The organism is Streptomyces sp. NPDC088387 (assembly GCF_044753385.1).
Taxonomy (GTDB): Bacteria; Actinomycetota; Actinomycetes; order Streptomycetales; family Streptomycetaceae; genus Streptomyces.
Genome location: NZ_JBIVNC010000001.1, coordinates 425,355 through 443,369, shown reverse-complemented (window position 1 = coordinate 443,369; position 18,015 = coordinate 425,355). Strand labels below are relative to the sequence as shown.

The 18,015-nt window shown below is 72.6% G+C and carries 13 protein-coding genes; 3 read left to right on the top strand and 10 right to left on the bottom strand.

Translation table 11 applies throughout. The annotated features are described in order from the left end of the window. Positions 1-82 precede the first annotated feature (82 nt). From aceE to ACIQAC_RS02080, 6 genes are all read right to left on the bottom strand, one after another. Positions 83-2,779, bottom strand: a complete 2,697-nt coding sequence (gene aceE, locus ACIQAC_RS02105) for a pyruvate dehydrogenase (acetyl-transferring), homodimeric type (protein WP_402186136.1) — start codon at positions 2,777-2,779, stop codon at positions 83-85. 309 nt (positions 2,780-3,088) lie between these two features. Beyond that, positions 3,089-3,718: a GntR family transcriptional regulator gene (locus ACIQAC_RS02100; protein ID WP_402186135.1), complete on the bottom strand. Its 630-nt coding sequence runs from the start codon at positions 3,716-3,718 to the stop codon at positions 3,089-3,091. 514 nt (positions 3,719-4,232) lie between these two features. Further along, a complete protein-coding gene (sucB, locus tag ACIQAC_RS02095; protein ID WP_402186134.1) occupies positions 4,233-6,065 on the bottom strand; it encodes a 2-oxoglutarate dehydrogenase, E2 component, dihydrolipoamide succinyltransferase in 1,833 nt (610 codons plus the stop codon). Between the two features lie 62 nt (positions 6,066-6,127). Continuing rightward, the gene (gene lpdA, locus ACIQAC_RS02090) at positions 6,128-7,516 is read right to left on the bottom strand and encodes a dihydrolipoyl dehydrogenase (RefSeq protein ID WP_402186132.1); all 1,389 of its coding nucleotides are present in this window, start codon (positions 7,514-7,516) and stop codon (positions 6,128-6,130) included. A 327-nt stretch (positions 7,517-7,843) separates the two neighbouring features. After that, on the bottom strand, positions 7,844-9,379 hold the full coding sequence (locus ACIQAC_RS02085) for a leucyl aminopeptidase (RefSeq protein ID WP_402186131.1): 1,536 nt from the start codon (positions 9,377-9,379) through the stop codon (positions 7,844-7,846). A gap of 420 nt (positions 9,380-9,799) precedes the next feature. Further along, positions 9,800-10,585: an adenosylcobinamide-GDP ribazoletransferase gene (locus tag ACIQAC_RS02080; protein ID WP_402186130.1), complete on the bottom strand. Its 786-nt coding sequence runs from the start codon at positions 10,583-10,585 to the stop codon at positions 9,800-9,802. Positions 10,586-10,680: 95 nt separating this feature from the next. On the opposite strand from ACIQAC_RS02080, the gene ACIQAC_RS02075 reads away from it, so the two are divergent. Further along, positions 10,681-11,445, top strand: a complete 765-nt coding sequence (locus ACIQAC_RS02075; RefSeq protein ID WP_402186128.1) for a hypothetical protein — start codon at positions 10,681-10,683, stop codon at positions 11,443-11,445. A 262-nt stretch (positions 11,446-11,707) separates the two neighbouring features. Here ACIQAC_RS02075 and cobT read toward each other — a convergent pair whose 3' ends face one another. Further along, entirely contained in the window at positions 11,708-12,892 is a 1,185-nt protein-coding gene (gene cobT, locus ACIQAC_RS02070; RefSeq protein WP_402186126.1) for a nicotinate-nucleotide--dimethylbenzimidazole phosphoribosyltransferase, read from the bottom strand. Positions 12,893-13,086: 194 nt separating this feature from the next. Between cobT and ACIQAC_RS02065 the strand changes: the two genes are divergently transcribed. Further along, a complete protein-coding gene (locus tag ACIQAC_RS02065; protein ID WP_402186124.1) occupies positions 13,087-14,160 on the top strand; it encodes a class I SAM-dependent methyltransferase in 1,074 nt (357 codons plus the stop codon). A 170-nt stretch (positions 14,161-14,330) separates the two neighbouring features. Here the strand turns inward: ACIQAC_RS02065 and ACIQAC_RS02060 are convergent, their stop codons facing one another. Then, a complete protein-coding gene (locus ACIQAC_RS02060) occupies positions 14,331-15,539 on the bottom strand; it encodes a bifunctional adenosylcobinamide kinase/adenosylcobinamide-phosphate guanylyltransferase (protein ID WP_402186123.1) in 1,209 nt (402 codons plus the stop codon). A 252-nt stretch (positions 15,540-15,791) separates the two neighbouring features. Between ACIQAC_RS02060 and ACIQAC_RS02055 the strand changes: the two genes are divergently transcribed. Then, positions 15,792-16,007 carry a hypothetical protein gene (locus ACIQAC_RS02055; protein ID WP_402186122.1) on the top strand — a complete coding sequence of 72 codons (216 nt, stop codon included), beginning with the start codon at positions 15,792-15,794 and terminating at the stop codon, positions 16,005-16,007. A gap of 72 nt (positions 16,008-16,079) precedes the next feature. Here ACIQAC_RS02055 and ACIQAC_RS02050 read toward each other — a convergent pair whose 3' ends face one another. Beyond that, on the bottom strand, positions 16,080-17,156 hold the full coding sequence (locus ACIQAC_RS02050; protein ID WP_402186120.1) for a S1C family serine protease: 1,077 nt from the start codon (positions 17,154-17,156) through the stop codon (positions 16,080-16,082). Between the two features lie 76 nt (positions 17,157-17,232). Further along, the gene (locus ACIQAC_RS02045; RefSeq protein WP_402186118.1) at positions 17,233-17,934 is read right to left on the bottom strand and encodes a class I SAM-dependent methyltransferase; all 702 of its coding nucleotides are present in this window, start codon (positions 17,932-17,934) and stop codon (positions 17,233-17,235) included. Between the last annotated feature and the right edge of the window lie 81 nt (positions 17,935-18,015).

Genomic DNA, 18,015 nt, shown 5'->3' with positions numbered 1-18,015 from the left:
GGAAGGTGGGTCCGCCTGGGCCGACCTGCTTTTTAGGGGCGCGGGGAACTGCGCGACAAGCCACGACGGACCCGCGGCCGAACTACAACCCGTACCGCTCCCGCGCTTCCTTCACGGACGTGGCCTTGACCTCACCCCGTCGCGCGAGCTGCGCAAGCGCCGCGACGACGATCGACTCCGCGTCGATCCCGAAGTGCCGACGCGCAGCGTCCCGCGTGTCCGACAACCCGAACCCGTCCGCACCCAGCGACGAGTAGTCCTGCTCGACCCACTGCGCGATCTGGTCGGGAACCTGCCGCATGTAGTCGGAGACGGCCAGCACCGGCCCCTCCGCCCCCTGAAGCGCCCGCCGCAGATACGGCACCCGCTCCTCACCCCGCAGCAGCGCCGCGTCCGCCTCCAGCGCGTCCCGCCGCAGCTCGCTCCAGGACGTCGCCGACCACACGTCGGCGGACACGCCCCACTCCTCGGCGAGCAGCCGCTGCGCCTTCAGCGCCCAGTGGATCGCCGTACCGGAGCCGACGAGCTGGATCCGCGCGGCGTTGGCGGCAGGCGAAAGCCCCGCCGACTCCGCCGTGTTGAAGCGGTACAGGCCCTTCACGATGCCCTCGTCCACACCACCGGGCTTCGCTGGCTGCGGCAGCGGCTCGTTGTAGACCGTCAGGTAGTAGAAGACGTTCTGGTCCTCGCCCGGGGCCGCCTCGCCGTACATCCGGCGCAGCCCGTCCTTGACGATCGCGGCGATCTCGTAGGCGAACGCCGGGTCGTACGTCAGCGCCGCCGGGTTCGTCGCGGCGATCACCGGCGAGTGGCCGTCGGCGTGCTGGAGACCCTCGCCCGTCAGCGTCGTACGGCCCGCCGTCGCGCCGATCAGGAAGCCGCGGCCCAGCTGGTCGCCGAGCTGCCACATCTGGTCGGCCGTGCGCTGCCAGCCGAACATCGAGTAGAAGATGTAGAACGGGATCATCGCTTCGCCGTGCGTCGCGTACGACGTCGACGCGGCGATGAAGTCCGCCATGGAGCCCGCCTCGGTGATCCCCTCGTTGAGGATCTGACCGTTCGTGGCCTCCTTGTAGTACATCAGCTGGTCGCGGTCGACCGGCTCGTACGTCTGGCCCTTGGGGGAGTAGATCCCGAGGGACGGGAAGAGCGACTCCATGCCGAAGGTGCGCGCCTCGTCCGGGACGATTGGCACCCAGCGCTTCCCGCTCTCCTTCTCGCGGACCAGGTCCTTGAGCAGCCGGACGAGCGCCATGGTCGTGGCCACGTTCTGCGTGCCGGAGCCCTTGTCGAAGGAGGCGAAGGCCTTCTCGGCGGGCGCGGGCAGCGGGGCCAGCGGGTGGGTACGGCGGGCCGGGGCGAGGCCGCCGAGTGCGGCGCGGCGCTCCTGGAGGTAGCGGACCTCGGGGGAGTCGGCGCCCGGGTGGCCGTAGGGCACCACGCCGTCGACGAAGTCGCTGTCCCGGATGGGCAGTTCGAGCAGGTCGCGCATCGTCTTGAACTCGTCCACCGTGAGCTTCTTCATCTGGTGGTTGGCGTTCTTCGACGCGAAGCCCTGGCCGAGGGTGTGGCCCTTGACGGTCTGGGCGAGGATCACGGTCGGCGCGCCCGTGTGCTCGACGGCGGCCTTGTAGGCGGCGTACACCTTGCGCGCCTCGTGGCCACCGCGCGAGAGGTGGAAGCACTCCAGGATCTTGTCGTCGCTCAGCAGCTTCGCCATCTCGGCGAGCGCCGGGTCCTTGCCGAAGAAGTCCTGGCGGATGTAGGCGACGTCACGGGTCTGGTACGTCTGGACCTGCGCGTCCGGTACCTCGCGCAGTCGGCGTACCAGCGCGCCCGTGGTGTCGAGCCGGAACAGCTCGTCCCAGGCCGTGCCCCACAGCGTCTTGATCACGTTCCAGCCGGCGCCGCGGAACTGGGCCTCCAGCTCCTGCACGATCTTGAAGTTGGCGCGGACCGGTCCGTCGAGGCGCTGGAGGTTGCAGTTGATGACGAAGGTGAGGTTGTCCAGCTCCTCACGCGCGGCCAGGGCGAGGGCCGCCGTCGACTCGGGCTCGTCCATCTCGCCGTCGCCGAGGAACGCCCACACGTGGGACGCCGAGACGTCCTTGATGCCGCGGTGGGTGAGGTAGCGGTTGAAGCGCGCCTGGTAGATCGCCGACAGTGGGCCGAGGCCCATGGAGACCGTCGGGAACTCCCACAGCCAGGGCAGCCGCCGCGGGTGCGGGTACGACGGGAGGCCGTTGCCGCCCGACTCCTGGCGGAAGTTGTCCAGGTGCTGCTCGGTGAGCCGGCCGTCGAGGAAGGCGCGGGCGTAGATGCCGGGGGAGGCGTGGCCCTGGATGTAGAGCTGGTCGCCCGAGCCGTCGGCCTCCTTGCCCTTGAAGAAGTGGTTGAAGCCGGTCTCGTAGAGCCAGGCGGCGGAGGCGAAGGTGGCGATGTGGCCGCCGACGCCGTGTTTGCTGCCGCGGGTCACCATCGCCGCCGCGTTCCAGCGGTTCCAGGCGGTGATCCTGGTCTCCATCTCTGTGTCACCGGGGGCCGAGGGCTCCGCGGGAGTGGGGATGGTGTTGACGTAGTCGGTCTCGAGGAGCTTGGGCAGCGCGACGCCGTTGCCCTCCGCGCGCTCCAGGGTGCGACGCATCAGGTACGCGGCGCGGTGCGGGCCGGCAGCCTTGGCGACGGCGTCCAGGGAGGCCTGCCATTCGGCGGTCTCCTCCGGGTCCCGGTCGGGGAGCTGGTCGAGCTCGCTGGGCTGGATGGCACGGGGGTCGGTCATGTCGCCGCCTTCCTCAGTCGAAGGGGGTTCCCTCATCGGTAAGGGTTCGGGGTTGCCCTAGGTCTTTGGCAGGACAGGGCGTGGGCGCTGGTGCGGTGGCACCGTGCGGCTTCCGCCGCGTTGGCCCATCCGGGACAATAACTCCCTGATCGATGATCGATCAAAGGGTTCCCGGCTAAAACTTCTCGAAAACGAGAAAGTAGGCACCCGGTGCCTTTCGGGCAGGCACCCGGTGCCGCGTTTTCGAACGGTTTTCGCAGGTCGGAACACGTATGAGCGAACGGGCGCTCACTGGCGTCGAACGGTTCCTCAGGGCTCGTGACGCGGGGCGCAGCCCAGTACGTGCGCCTTCACCAGCTCCGCGATCCGGGGGTCCCGGCGGCGGAACGCGGCCACCAGGTCCTCGTGCTCCTCCGCGTACGACTGCTGCACGGTGCCGAGCCAGCGGATCGACAGGGCCGTGAAGACCTCGATGCCGAGCCCTTCCCAGGTGTGCAGCAGCACGGAGTTGCCGGCCGCGCGGACCAGTTCGCGGTGGAAACCGACCGTGTGGCGCACCTGGGCCGTGCCGTCCGACTTGCTGTCGGCTTCGTAGAGCGCGGTGACGTGCGGTTCGAGTGCGGAGCAGTCGTCGGCCAGGCGGTCCGCCGCGAGTTCCGCCGCGATGGCCTCCAGGCCGGCCCGGACCGGGTAGCTCTCCTCCAGGTCGGCGGCGGTCAGATTGCGCACGCGTACGCCCTTGTTGGGCGCGGACTCGATCAGGCGCAGCGATTCCAGTTCGCGCAGCGCCTCGCGTACGGGGGTCTGGCTGACCTCGAGCTCCGTGGCGATCCGGCGCTCCACGATCCGCTCGCCCGGCTGCCATCGTCCACTGATGATCCCCTCGAGGATGTGCTCGCGGATCTGTTCGCGCAGCGAGTGGACGACGGGGGCGGTCATGAGGGCTCCTTACGGCGACTGACGTTTAGACAATAAGGCCGGTTCGCTCCGCGGGTGGGGCGGACGGGGGTGCTTTTGCGCAGGTGAGATGAGACTTACACGCCACGGGGCCGGTGGGGATCCGTCGGGGGGCGGGTGCGGGTCCGGTGGGGGCTGTTCGCGCAGTTCCCCGCGCCCCTGAAACCCCCCCGGCCTCAGCACAGCCACCTTCCAGGGACGCGGGGAACCGCACGAGCAACCACCCCCACCCCCGCCTTCCAGGGGCGCGGGGAACTGCGCGAACACCCGCACCGACCCCGGACCCGCACCTGCCCACCGCTCCCGCTTTCCAGGGGCGCGGGGAACTGCGCGAACACCCGCACCGACCCCGGACCCGCACCCGCCCACCGCTCCCGCTTTCCAGGGGCGCGGGGAACTGCGCGAACAGCCCCCACCGGCCCGCGCTCCTGAACGCACCGATGGCCCCACCCCCGAGATCCGGGTGAGGCCACCGACGTTGGTGTGGAGGGACGGACTACAGACCAAGCTCGATCTCGAACTCGCCCGCTTCCAGAATCCCCTTGACCGCGACCAGATAGCGGGCGGCATCCGCGCCGTCCACCAGCCGGTGGTCGTACGACAGCGTCAGGTACGTCATGTCACGAACGCCAATGACCGTACCCTCCTCCGTCTCGATGACCGCCGGCCGCTTCACCGTCGCCCCGATCCCCAGGATCGCGACCTGCCCCGGCGGCACGATGATCGTGTCGAACAGCGCCCCGCGCGAACCGGTGTTGGAGATGGTGAAGGTCGCCCCCGCCAGCTCGTCCGGCGTGATCTTGTTGCCGCGGACCTTGCCCGCCAGATCGGCCGTGGCCTTGGCGATACCGGCGATGTTGAGGTCACCGGCGTTCTTGATGACCGGAGTCATCAGGCCCTTCTCGGAGTCCACCGCGATACCGATGTTCTCGGTGTCGAAGTAGGTGATCGTCCCCTCGCCCTCGTTGATCCGGGCGTTGATCGGAGCGTGCGCCTTCAGCGCCTGCGCCGCGGCCCGCACGAAGAACGGCATCGGGGAGAGCTTGACGCCCTCACGCGCCGCGAACGAGTCCTTGGCCCGGCCCCGCAGCTTCATCAGCCGCGTGACGTCGACCTCGACGACCGACGACAGCTGCGCCTGCTCGTGCAGCGCCTTGACCATGTTGTCGCCGATGACCTTGCGGATCCGCGGCATCTTCACGGTCTGGCCGCGCAGCGGCGAGGCCTCCAGGACGGGAGCCTTCCGCGCGGTGGACGCGGCCGGCGCGGCGGCGGCCGGAGCCGGAGCAGCGGCGGCGGCCTTCGCGGCCTCGGCGGCGGCGAGCACGTCCTGCTTGCGGATCCGGCCACCGACGCCGGTGCCCTTGACGGAGCCCAGGTCGACACCGTTCTCGGCGGCGAGCTTGCGCACCAGCGGGGTCACGTACGCACCCTCGTCGGTCGCCTGCGCGGCCGGCGCCGGAGCGGCCGGAGCCGCCTGCGGAGCCGGAGCGGGGGCGGCCGGCGCGGGCGCCGGGGCGGCGGGCTGGACCGGAGCCGCGGGCTGGGCCGGGGCCGGAGCGGCGGCGGCGGGCGCGGCCGGAGCGGCGGGAGCCGGAGCCGGGGCGGCCGGAGCCGGAGCAGCGGGGGCCGGAGCCGGAGCCTCGGCGGGCGCCGGGGCGGCCGGAGCGGGCGCTGCCGCCGGAGCGGCACCCGCCGCGCCGATGACGGCCAGCTTGGCGCCGACCTCCGCGGTCTCGTCCTCGCCGACCACGATCTCCAGCAGCGTGCCCGAGGTGGGCGCCGGGATCTCGGTGTCGACCTTGTCGGTGGAGACCTCGAGCAGCGGCTCGTCGGCCTCGACGGAGTCGCCGACCGACTTCAGCCAGCGGGTGACGGTGCCCTCGGTGACGGACTCACCGAGCGCGGGCAGCACCACGTCGGTGCCCTCGGCGGAACCCCCGCCGGAGGCCGCCTCGGCGGTGGGCGCCGGGGCGGGCGCGGCCTGCTCGGTGGACGGCGCCGCCGCCGGCTCGGGGGCCGCGGCGGGGGCGGGCTCGGCGGCCGGAGCGGGCTCCGCGGCCGGGGCCGGAGCCTCGGCCGGGGCGCCGGAGCCGTCGTCGATCAGCGCCAGCTCGGCGCCGACCTCGACGGTCTCGTCCTCGGCGACCTTGATGGAGGCCAGCACACCGGCCACGGGGGAGGGGATCTCGGTGTCGACCTTGTCCGTCGAGACCTCGAGCAGCGGCTCGTCGGCCTCGACGCGTTCACCCTCGGCCTTCAGCCAGCGGGTGACAGTGCCCTCGGTGACGCTCTCGCCGAGCGCCGGCAGGGTTACGGAAACCGCCATGGTTTCGGTTGCTCCTTACGAATTGCGGAAGTCTGTGTCGTCGCGCCCGAAGACCGAGAGCGTCAGTCGTGGGAGTGGAGGGGCTTGCCGGCCAGGGCCAGGTGGGCCTCGCCGAGCGCCTCGTTCTGCGTCGGGTGGGCGTGGATGAGCTGGGCCACCTCGGCCGGCAGCGCCTCCCAGTTGTAGATCAGCTGGGCTTCACCGACCTGCTCGCCCATACGGTCGCCGACCATGTGCACGCCGACCACCGCACCATCCTTGACCTGGACGAGCTTGATCTCGCCCGCGGTCCTGAGGATCTTGCTCCTGCCGTTGCCCGCAAGGTTGTACTTCAGAGCGACGACCTTGTCCGCTCCGTAGATCTCCTTGGCCTTGGCCTCGGTGATACCGACGGAGGCGACCTCCGGGTGGCAGTACGTCACCCGCGGGACACCGTCGTAGTCGATCGGGACGACCTTCAGACCGGCCAGCCGCTCCGCCACCAGGATGCCCTCGGCGAAGCCGACGTGCGCGAGCTGGAGGGTCGGGACGAGGTCGCCGACGGCGGAGATGGTCGGGACGTTCGTCCGCATGTACTCGTCGGCGAGGACGAAACCGCGGTCCATGGCGACCCCGGCCTCCTCGTAGCCCAGGCCCTGCGAGACCGGGCCGCGGCCGACGGCGACGAGCAGCACCTCGGCCTCGAACTCCTTGCCGTCGGCCAGGGTCACCTTGACGCCGTCGGCGGTGTACTCGGCCTTCTGGAAGAAGGTGCCGAGGTTGAACTTGATGCCCCGCTTGCGGAACGCGCGCTCCAGCAGCTTCGAGGAGTTCTCGTCCTCGACCGGGACGAGGTGCTTCAGACCCTCGATGACGGTCACGTCGGTACCGAAGGACTTCCAGGCGGAGGCGAACTCGACGCCGATGACACCGCCGCCGAGCACGATCGCCGACTTCGGCACGCGGTCCAGTACGAGGGCGTGGTCCGAGGAGATGATCCGGTTGCCGTCGATCTCCAGGCCCGGCAGCGACTTCGGCACGGAGCCGGTCGCGAGGAGGATGTGACGGCCCTGGACGCGCTGGCCGTTGACGTCGACGGAGGTCGGCGAGGACAGCCGGCCCGAACCCTCGATGTACGTCACCTTGCGGGAGGCGATCAGCCCCTGGAGGCCCTTGTAGAGGCCCGAGACGACCTCGTCCTTGTACTTGTGGACACCGGCGACGTCGATGCCCTCGAAGCTGGCCTTCACACCGAACTGCTCGCTCTCGCGGGCCTGGTCGGCGATCTCGCCCGCGTGCAGCAGGGCCTTGGTGGGGATGCACCCCCGGTGCAGGCAGGTACCGCCGACCTTGTCCTTCTCGATCAGGGCGACGTCCAGGCCCAGCTGCGCCCCGCGCAGGGCCGCGGCGTAACCGCCACTGCCACCGCCGAGGATCACTAGGTCGAAAACAGTGCTGGCGTCGTTCGCCACGTCACGTCCTCCATGCATGTGCGCCACGCCGGTCTCCAGTGACCGGTCGGCGGCTGGTGTCCGGCCGCTCTTTGTCTTCGGCCCTTCGGATGGGGCCCTGTCCTGCCGAGCCCATCTTCGCACCTGTCACGCCCGGACGAGACGCGGGGCGGTGGTGTGAGACACCACACCCGCGTCTCCGGGGAAGGGGGGGCCGGGTAGGCGGCGCGGCCGCCAACCGCCAGGGGCGCGGGGCTGCGCCGATATGCGGCTCCGCCGCGGGGCGCGACCAGCCCCCACGCACCCGCGGCCGCCATACGACCGGAGGACCCGAGCTGGAAGGCGCCCTCAGCCCAGATCCCCCGCGGCCGTCAGCTCGGCAAGCCGCACCAGCGTCCGCACCCCGGACCCGGTCCCACCCTTCGGCGTATAACCAAAAGGCCCGCTCTCGTTGAACGCCGGCCCCGCGATGTCCAGGTGCGCCCACGTGATCCCCTCGCCCACGAACTCACGCAGGAAGAGTCCGGCGACCAGGCCGCCGCCCATCCGCTCGCCCATGTTCGCGATGTCCGCCGTAGGAGAATCCATTCCCTTGCGCAGGTGCTCGGGGAGCGGCATCGGCCAGGACGCCTCGCCGACCTCCTCCGCGGCCTCCACGATCGCGGAGCGGAACGCGTCGTCGTTGGCCATCACACCGAAGGTCCGGCTGCCGAGCGCCAGCACCATCGCGCCGGTCAGCGTCGCCACGTCCACGATCGCGTCCGGCTTCTCCGCCGAGGCCGCCCACAGCGCGTCGCCGAGGACCAGCCGGCCCTCGGCGTCGGTGTTGAGCACCTCGACGGTCTTGCCGCTGTACATCCGCAGCACGTCACCGGGCCGGGTCGCCGAGCCGGAGGGCATGTTCTCGGCCAGCGCCAGCCAGCCGGTGACGTTGACCTCAAGGCCGAGCCGTGCGACGGCCACCACCGCGGCGAACACGGCCGCGGCCCCGCTCATGTCGCACTTCATCGTCTCGTTGTGACCGGCCGGCTTCAGCGAGATGCCACCCGAGTCGTACGTGATGCCCTTGCCGACGAACGCGAGGTGCTTGCCCGCCTTGGAGTGCGTGTACGACAGCTTCACCAGCCGCGGACCCGACGCCGAACCGGCGCCGACGCCGAGGATGCCGCCGTAGCCGCCCTTCTCCAGGGCCTTGACGTCGAGCACCTGCACCTTGATGCCGTGCTCCTTGGCCGCGGCCTGCGCGACGGCGGCGAAGGCCTCCGGGTTGAGGTCGTTCGGCGGGGTGTTGATCAGGTCGCGGGCCCGGTTGAGCTCCTCCGCGACGGCCGAGGCGCGCTCGGCGGCGGCCTTGTGGGCCTTGTCGCGCGGCTTGGCGCCGAGCAGCGTGGCCTCGCCGAGCGGGCCCTTGCCGTTCTTGCCCTTCGCGGAGTTCGCCGCGGGGGCGGCCTCCTTGTACGCGTCGAAGGAGTACGCGCCGAGCAGCGCGCCCTCAGCGACCGCACCGACGTCGGCGGCGTCGGCCAGCGGCAGCGCGAACCCGGCCTTCTTGACGCCGGTCAGGACACGGGCGGCGACACCCGCGGCCCGGCGCAGCGCCTCGGACTCGTACTCCGCGTCCTTGTCGGGCTGGGCACCCAGGCCCACCGCCACCACGAGCGGCGACTTGAAGCCGGCCGGCGCGGGCAGTTTGGTCACCTCGCCCTCGGCACCGGAGGCGCCGAGGGTCTCCAGGACGTCGGCGAGCCGCCCGTCGTACGCCTTGTCCACGGCCTCGGCGCCCGCTGCCACGACGGGCCCCTTGGCGCCCTTGGCGACGCCGATCACGATCGCGTCGGCCCGCAGGGCAGGTGCCCCGGACGTGCTGAGAGTGAGAGCTGTCACGGTGGTGAAATCTCGCTTCCAGTGTGAAGTTTCCGCGGCCGAACGGTGTGGGTCGGCCGGGCCCGACAGCCGACGCGGGCGGTCGAAACCGGCATGAGGGTGCGGTCTCGACCGGCGCCCGCACCAGTTCGGCACATATCTGTGACGAGACTACGCGCGTACGCCCACACACTCATTCCCGCGGGTGTTAACCCAACAGCCCCACCAAGTCCACCCCCCACCCAGCAACCCCGCCACCGGGCAACCCCCCCCCAGGGGCGCGGGGAACTGCGCGACGAGCCCCCACAATCCCGCACCCGACCACGCCCCACAGAAGCCCGGCTTCCCACCCAACCCCGCCGCAGGCAACCCACCCAGGGGCGCGGGGAACTGCGCGACAAGCCCCCACCAACCCGCACCGGCCCCCACCCCCCGGAACCCTCAGCCCAGCGCCACCACAACCAGCACAACCACCCCCGCCACCTCCGCCACCGCCCCGAACACATCCCCGGTAACCCCACCAAGCCGCCGCACGCAGCGCCGCAACACCCCCTCGGCCACGGCGACCGCGACGACAACAGCCACACCCGCACGGACAACACCCCCCACCCCGAACATCGCCCCGCAGCCCACCGCCCCGGCGACCACCAACCCCCCAACGGCCAGCGCCCAGCGCAACGGCACGACACCGGCCACCGCCGCCCCCAGCCCCCCAGGCCGCGCAGCCGGCACCCCGACACGGGCGGCCAGCGTCAACGCCAGCCGAGCCACGACCGCCGACACGACGGCCGCGAACACCCCCCACGCCCACGAGTCGTCGTATGCCCGCGCAAGCGCCGCCACCTGCGCCAGCAGCACGAACACCAGCGTGAGCACCCCGAACGGACCGATGTCCGACTGCTTCATGATCCGCAGCGCGTCCTCGGCAGGCTTCCCACTGCCCAGCCCGTCCGCCGTGTCCGCGAGACCGTCCAGATGGAGCCCACGGGTCAGCACGGCGGGCACGGCGACGGAGGCCACGGCCGCCAGCAGGGACCCCGCGCCGAGGAACAGCAGCAGCAGCCCCACCCCCGCCGCGCACCCGCCCACGACCAGTCCGACGAGCGGCGCGCACAGCATCCCGCCCCGGGCCGCCACACGGTCCCAGCGGGTCACCGCGACGGGCAGCACGGTCAGCGTGCCGAAGGCGAAGCGCAGACCGGGGGCGGCGGTCGGGTTCTCGGACATCACGGCAGCGTACGCGACCCCTCCCGGCGCCCCGGAGGGCCCGCGCACGGCCCGCCCGCGGAGCGCCGTCCGGGGAATCCGGCCACACTGGATCCATGGCGTCATGGTGGGAGAGCAACATCATCGAGCCGGGCAAACTCCCGCTGCTGCTCGCCCTGACCGCCTTCGTCGTCACCTTCCTGGTCACCCGGCTGATCACCCGCCTCATCCGGGCCGGCAAGGGCCCCTTCGGCAACGTCAAGGCGGGCGGGGTGCACATCCACCACGTCGTCCCCGGGGTCGTCCTGACCGTGGTCGGCGGGTTCTGCGCGGTGGCCGGCGGACAGCGCGGCTTCGGCTCGGGGCTGGCCGCCGTGGTCTTCGGCATCGGCGCCGGGCTCGTCATGGACGAGTTCGCGCTGATCCTGCACCTGGACGACGTGTACTGGACCGAGGACGGCCGCAAGAGCGTCGAGGTCGTCGTGGTCACGGCCGCACTGGTCGGACTGCTCCTGCTGGGCTACTCGCCGTTCGGGGTCAACGACCTCAACGAGGACGAGCTCCAGAACCGCGCCACCGCCCTCAGCACGATCGGCGTGAACTTCCTCTTCTCGCTCATCGCCCTCTTCAAGGGCAAGGCCCGGATCGCGATCTTCGGGGTCATCATCCCGTTCATCGCCCTGTTCGGCGCGGTCCGCCTGGCCCGGCCGGACTCACTGTGGGCGCGGCGCCTCTACCGCCGGCGCCCCCGGGCCCGCGCCAGGTCCCGGCTCCGCGCCTACCACCACGACCGCCGCTGGGCGGGCCCCAGCCGCCGGGTTCAGGACTGGATCGGCGGCGCGCCCGACCCCGTCCCGGCCCGCGCCCCGGCCCGCCGCTGACGGACCTCCGTAGCCCCAGGACTGCTGGTGGACCAGATGCAGCACCACCGTGAGCGCCACCGCGCCGAACGTCATGGCCACCGCCCCCGCCACCCCCGCCGGCGCAGACCCGTCCGCACGGTGGCGAGAAGCGGGCCCCATTCGGTGCGCGCCCAGCGGGCGAGGGGGGTCCTGGTGCCGGTCATGTCGCGGGCATTGCGCCGGTTTTGAGGACCTTCCGCCCGCCGCGCCCGCCCGCCGCGCCCGCCTGCTCGGCGACCCGCTAGCCGGCGGTCTCGTCCTTGACCGTGCCGCCGTCTGCCGCCTGAGCCACGTCAGCCGTCTCCGGCGTCTCAGCCGTCTCCGGCATCTCCGTCGTCTCAGCCGTCTCCGGCGTCCCGGACTTCTCCTCGTCCGAGTGCTCCGGGCGCTCGGGGAGTTCGGCGGCCAGCGCCGCCGCGGCCCGCACCAGCGGCAGGGCCATCAGCGCACCCGCGCCCTCACCCACCCGCACGCCGTGCGTCAGCAGCGGCTCCAGCGCCATCCGGTCCAGGGCCTTGGCCTGCCCCGGCTCCCCGCTGTCGTGCCCGGCCAGCCACCAGTCCGGCGCGCGGAACGCGACCCGCTGACCGACCAGCGCGCACGCGGCCGCCACCACACCGTCGAGAATCACCGGCGTCTTGCGCACCGCGCACTGCAACAGAAAGCCCGTCATCGCGGCGAAGTCGGCCCCGCCGACCGCGGCGAGCAGCTTCAGCTGCTCCCCGAGCACCGGCCGCGCCCGCCGCAACGAGTCCCGGATCGCGGCGCACTTGCGCATCCACACCAGGTCGTCGATCGCGAGCCCGCCCCGCCCGGTCACCACGGAGGCGTCGGTCCCGCACAGCGCGGCGACCAGCACCCCGGCCACCGTGGTGCCACCCACGCTGACATCGCCGAGCACCACCAGATCCGTACCGGAGTCGGCCTCCTCGTCGGCCACCGCGACCCCGGCCAGGAACGCGGCCTCCGCCTCCTCGACGGTCAGCGCGTCCTCGATGTCGATCCGGCCGCTCCCGCGCCGCACCCGATGCCGTACGACGTCCCCGGGCAGCTCCTGCGGGTCGCAGTCCAGCGCCATGTCGACGACCCGCACCGGCACCCCGGACCGGCGCGCGAGCACCGACACCGGACGGCCGCCCTCCAGCACCTCCCGCACCAGCAGCGCCGCGCTGCCCGCGGGCCGGGCCGACACGCCCAGCTCGGCGATGCCGTGGTCGCCGGCGAACAGCACCACCCGGGGCCGCTCGACCGGCCGCACCGGCACCGTGCCCTGCGCCGCGGCGAGCCACTCACCCAGCTCGTCGAGGCGCCCCAGTGATCCGGGCGGTACGGTCCGACGCTCCCGGTAGGCCTCCGCGTCCCGGCGCACACCCCCGTCGGGGCGCTCGATCAGATCGGTGAAGTCGTCGAGATTAAGCGAGCTCATTCGCCGAACAGTACCGGCCCCGATCGAACGGAACGCCGCCAGATCGCCGCTGGATCGCCGCCGGATCGCCGTCATGTCCGCACGGCGTCGTTGCACCGAAGATCGTGATCCCATACGTTCCGTTTTGCAGCGGATTGTCTACGTCGAGTCTGCCGGACCGCGTGCCGTTGCCGTGCCGTTGCCGGGAGCCGCCGATGCCACCCCCGCCCCTCTCACCGTCACCGTCACCGCCCCCGGCGACCGAGCGGCGCCGCGCCGCCTACGCCGCCGAACTGGCCCTGGGCACCGACCGTTTCCACGAACGGCCCCGCGTCGACTGCCCCTGGTGCGGCTCGCCCGACGTGCGCACCCGGCTCACCACGCCCGATCTGCTCCAGCACAAGCCGGGCACGTTCACCCTCGACGAGTGCCGTGCGTGTGCCCACGCCTTCCAGAATCCGCGCCTCACCCCCGAGGGTCTGTCCTTCTACCACTGGGACGCGCACGAGGCCCGCCTCGACCTCGCCGGGCCCGTCCGCTCCCGGCGCCGGCTGCGGGCGGTCGCCCGCGCGATGCTTCCGTTCCGTGAACCGGAGAGCTGGCTCGACGTCGGCACGGGGTACGCGGAGTTCCCCGAGGTGGCCCAGGCACTGTTCCCGTACACCGCGTTCGACGGTCTCGACCCGACGCCCCGCGTGGTGCACGCGCGTGAGGCCGGCCGGGTGGAGGAGGCCCATATCGGCCATCTCCCCGCCCCGGCGACCGCGGCCCGGCTGCGGGGCCGCTACGACGTCGTCAGCATGCTGCACCACCTGGAGCACACGCCCGACCCGCGCGCGGAACTCCGGGCCGCGATCGGCGCGTTGCGGCCCGGGGGGCATCTGCTGCTCGAACTCACCGACCCGCGTTCCCTGTTCGCCGGGCTGCTGGGGCGGTGGTGGCTGCCGCACACCCAGCCGCGGCATCTGCACCTGCTGCCCGCGGCGAACGTGTGTGCGGAGCTGGAGTCGCAGGGGTGCGTGCTGGTGGCGACGGACCGGGGGGCGGGGCATGTGCCGTACGACGTCTCCGCGGCGGTGTCGCTGGCGCTGGGCCATGTGCTGCCGCCGTCGGACGCGCCCTGGCGGACGGCGCCGCCGTCGGACGCGCAGGTGCGGGTGCGGGGTGTGCTGACGCGGGTCGGTCGGCCCCTGCCGGCCGCGGGGCGGGTGGTGGACGTGGCGCTCGCGCCGGTACTCCGCCGGACCCCGTTCGCGAACGGCTACCGCGTCATCGCCCGCAAGCAATAGCCAGTTGCCCGGCCGTGGCCCGATGGGGGCTGACCGCGCAGTTCCCCGCGCCACCAAAAGCCACAACCGACCGGCGTGGCTGCGGGCAATCGTGCCGCAGGGCGGCACGGGTGGGCGCGGTGGCACCCCGTCGGCGCCGGGTTGCGCAACGCCCCCCACCGCAACCCGCGTCACCCCCGCAGCAGCGTCACCTGGCCGGCCACCACCAGGAGTACCTGCTCGCACTCGCCGGCGACGGCCACGTTCAGGCGGCCCATCTCGTCCCGGTACCGCCGCCCCGACGCGGTCGCCGGCACAATCCCCGACCCCACCTCGTTGGAGACGAGCACCACCACCCGCCGGGTCTCCCGGACGGCCGCCGCCAGCTCCCGTACCCGCTCCCGCAGCAGCTTCTCCCCACCTCCCGCCCACTCCGCGTCGTCCCACGCCCCGACGGAGTCCATCGCGTCGGCCAGCCACAGCGACAGACAGTCGATCAGCAGCGGAGGCCCCTCCTCGGCCAGCAGCGGCAGCAGATCCGTCGTCTCCGTCGTCCGCCACGACCCCGGCCGCCGCTCCCGGTGCGCGGCCACCCGCTCCGCCCACTCCCCGTCGCCGTTGCGCGTCCCCCCGGTCGCCACGTACAGCACGTCGGGAAACGCCTCGAGGCGCCGCTCGGCCTCCACCGACTTCCCCGACCGCGCCCCGCCGAGGACCAGCGTCCGCCGCGGCACGTCCGGCACACTCTCGTACGCCCCGACCACCAGCGTCGTCCCGTCCGGCACCGTCCGCGCCCCGGCCGCCGCGAGCCGCCGGCGCAGCTCGGGGCCCGGCGGTACGTCGTGGTCCAGATGGACGGCGACCACATCGGTCGTGGGCCCCACCGCCCCCACCGCCCGCAGCCGCGCCAACGCGTCCGGCCGCCCCACCACGTCCACGAGCACCATGTCGTACGGCTCCGCCGCCGCGCTGCCCTCCTCCAGGCCGGCCGGCGCGCCCCCCGGCGGCAGATACAGCAGCCGCTGCCCGTCCGGGCCGGTCACCGCGTACCCCGTGCCCGGCGCGTCCATCGCCACGGCCCGCACCCGGTGCCCCGTCAGCAGCGCCAGCTCCCGCCCGTCCGGCACCCGCCCCGGCTGTGGCAGCCCGGCCGGCACCTCGACGGGCGGCCCGTTGTGCGGATGCGTCAGCAGCACCTGCCGTACCCCGCCCAGCGACCGCCCCGCCCGCGCCGCCGCGAAGGCCGCGCCCGGCGTCAGATCGAGCAGCAGGGCGCCGTCCACGAGCAGCGCGGTCGCCGCGCGCGCGTCCGCGCCCAGTGCTTTCGCGCACGCGGCGCAGGGACAGTCGGGGCGGGGGAGGCCCGCGGGGGCGCCGGTGCCGAGCAGAGTCAGTTCCACGGACCGATTTTCACCGCTCGCCGTCCGTCCTGCGCGCCCGGTACCTCCCCACGGGGTGGAGCACGGGATGGACCACGGGATGGACCACGGGGTGGACCACGGGGTGGGCCGGTGAACCCGGCGGGGGGCGGCCGGCTTCGGCCGATCACACTCGGTCTGCGACGGCACACCCAGCGGAGCGCTTAGGCTCAAGACCGGGGCGGGACCAAGATCCGGCCCCGGAACGCATGCGCTCACACCAGGGAGGCCTAGATGGCGGCATGGACGTGGCGGTTCGAGAAGGCCGACGGGACGGAGGTCCAGCCCGCGGTGCAGCCCGAGGAGTTCACCACGCAGGGGGACGCGGAGTCCTGGCTCGGTGAGCAGTGGAAGGAGCTGCTGGCGGGGGGCGCGGACCAGGTGCGGCTGTTCGAGGACCTCACGGAGATCTACGGGCCGATGAGCCTGGCCGCCGCCGCCGAGGCCTGACCGGGCGGGAGGGGCGGCCACCGCCGCCCCTCCGCAGTCCCGTCGGACGTGTTGTAGGGGACGTCCCGCCGCTCACTGCTCGCCGAGTGTCACGTCCACGGACTCCTCGGTGCCGTCGCGGGTGTACGACACCTTCGTCCGGTCCCCGGGCCTGTCGGACGCCAGCGCCTCCGACAGCGAGGTGATCGACGTGATGTCCGTGTCGCCGAGCCGGGTGATGATGTCCCCGGCCTCCAGGCCCGCCTTGTCGGCCGCCCCGCCGTTCTGCACCTCGACCACGGCCACCCCGGCGGGCTGGAAGTCGTCGTCGACGACCGTCCGGCCGGTGATGCCGAGCGCGGCCCGGCCGGAGTCGGTGACCCGGCCCTCCTGGACGATCTGGTCGGCGACCGTCTTCACCATCGACGACGGAATCGCGAACCCGATACCGGGCGCGGCGCTGTCGCCGAGGTCGGGGTCGGTCGCGGCGAGCGTCGGGATACCGATCACCTGACCGTCGAGGTCGACCAGCGCGCCTCCGCTGTTGCCCGGGTTGATCGCCGCCGAGGTCTGGATCATGTTGGCGATGGTGGCGCCCGTACCGCCGCCGGTCTGGCCCTCGCTGACGGTGCGTCCGGTCGCCGAGACGATGCCCTGCGTCACGCTGGACGACAGCCCGAGCGGCGAGCCCATCGCGAGCACGATCTGACCGACCTGCACCTTCGCGGAGTCCGCGAACTTCGCCGCCTTGAGCCCGCCCGGCACCGAGTCCAGCTTGATCACGGCCAGGTCCTGCTCGGGGTAGGCGAAGACCAGCTTCGCGGTCAGCGGCTGTTCGTTGTTGGCGGTCGTGACCTGGAAGGTCTTCTCGCTGCCGACCACATGCGCGTTGGTGACGATGTGCCCTTTGTTGTCGAAGACCACGCCGGAGCCGAGATCGCTGCGGGCCTGGATCTGCACGACCGACGGCAGTACGTCCTTGATGACCTTGAGGTAGTCGTCCTGGAGGTCGCTGGAGGCCCGCGGCGCGGCGGCCTGGGTGGTGTCCGCCCGGTCCTCCTGCCCCGCCGCGGACTTCGAGTCGGAACATCCGGCGACCAGTGCGAGGGAACACGAGAGCAGCACGGCCGGCACCGCCAGGCGCAGGGCACGGAATCGGGAAGCGTCCATGCCCCGAGTCTCACGTCGGGGTGACGGCACGGCCCGCCGTACTCACCCGAACGGGCACACCTGGGCCCAAGGGGCCTTAACCGCGCACACCGCACAGATGCAGCAGCGCCGCGACCCCCCGGTACGGATCCGTCCGTCCCGCGCGCTCCTCGGCCGCGAGCAGGGTCTCCACGTCGGCGGGGAGTCCGGCGTCCTCGGCCGCGGTGTCCGTGAAGATCCGTACGCCGTACCAGGCGTTCAGCGGCGCCGCGATGCCGGCGAGGGTGCCGGTCAGCTCGGAGAGCCGGTCGGCGCGGACGTCCAGGCCGAGCCGGTTGCGGTAGGCGGTGGTGTCGAACGCGGCCAGCGCGCCCGCCCAGTCGCCGGCCAGGCCCGGCCGCATGGCGAGCGCGTCGCCGTTGCGCACGAGCACGGACAGCAGGCCCCCGGGCGCGAGCACCCGCGCCAGCCCCGCGAGCACCGGATCGGGGTCGCGGACGTACATCAGCACGGCATGGCACAGCACCACGTCGAAGCTGCCCGGTACGAAGTGCACTCCCGTGTCGCGGCCGTCGCCCTCGACTATGCGCATCCGCTCCCGGATGCCCTCGGGCTCGGCCCCCAGCGCCGCACGCGCCACGGAGATCATCGTGGCGTCCTGCTCGACACCGGTGACCTGATGGCCCGCGCGGGCGAGCCGCAGGGCCTGGGTGCCGTGGCCCATTCCCACGTCGAGCACCCGCAGCCGCCGCCCGACCGGGAACCGCCCGGCTATCTGTTCGTCGAGCTGCCGGGCCACCAGCTCCTGCGAGACGACATCACGCAGCCCGCCCTGCTCACCGCGGCCCCTGCGGGCCGCACCCCCGGAGAACGGCTCAGC

What these genes read in the sequence shown, in the direction of transcription:
- ACIQAC_RS02080 (WP_402186130.1), bottom strand. Translation starts at nt 10,585, where the DNA reads ATGTCCGAGAACCCGACCGCCGCCCCCGGTCTGCGCTTCGCCTTCGGC.
- sucB (WP_402186134.1), bottom strand. Translation starts at nt 6,065, where the DNA reads ATGGCGGTTTCCGTAACCCTGCCGGCGCTCGGCGAGAGCGTCACCGAG.
- ACIQAC_RS02075 (WP_402186128.1), top strand. Translation starts at nt 10,681, where the DNA reads ATGGCGTCATGGTGGGAGAGCAACATCATCGAGCCGGGCAAACTCCCG.
- ACIQAC_RS02050 (WP_402186120.1), bottom strand. Translation starts at nt 17,156, where the DNA reads ATGGACGCTTCCCGATTCCGTGCCCTGCGCCTGGCGGTGCCGGCCGTG.
- ACIQAC_RS02055 (WP_402186122.1), top strand. Translation starts at nt 15,792, where the DNA reads ATGGCGGCATGGACGTGGCGGTTCGAGAAGGCCGACGGGACGGAGGTC.
- ACIQAC_RS02065 (WP_402186124.1), top strand. Translation starts at nt 13,087, where the DNA reads ATGCCACCCCCGCCCCTCTCACCGTCACCGTCACCGCCCCCGGCGACC.
- ACIQAC_RS02100 (WP_402186135.1), bottom strand. Translation starts at nt 3,718, where the DNA reads ATGACCGCCCCCGTCGTCCACTCGCTGCGCGAACAGATCCGCGAGCAC.
- cobT (WP_402186126.1), bottom strand. Translation starts at nt 12,892, where the DNA reads ATGAGCTCGCTTAATCTCGACGACTTCACCGATCTGATCGAGCGCCCC.
- aceE (WP_402186136.1), bottom strand. Translation starts at nt 2,779, where the DNA reads ATGACCGACCCCCGTGCCATCCAGCCCAGCGAGCTCGACCAGCTCCCC.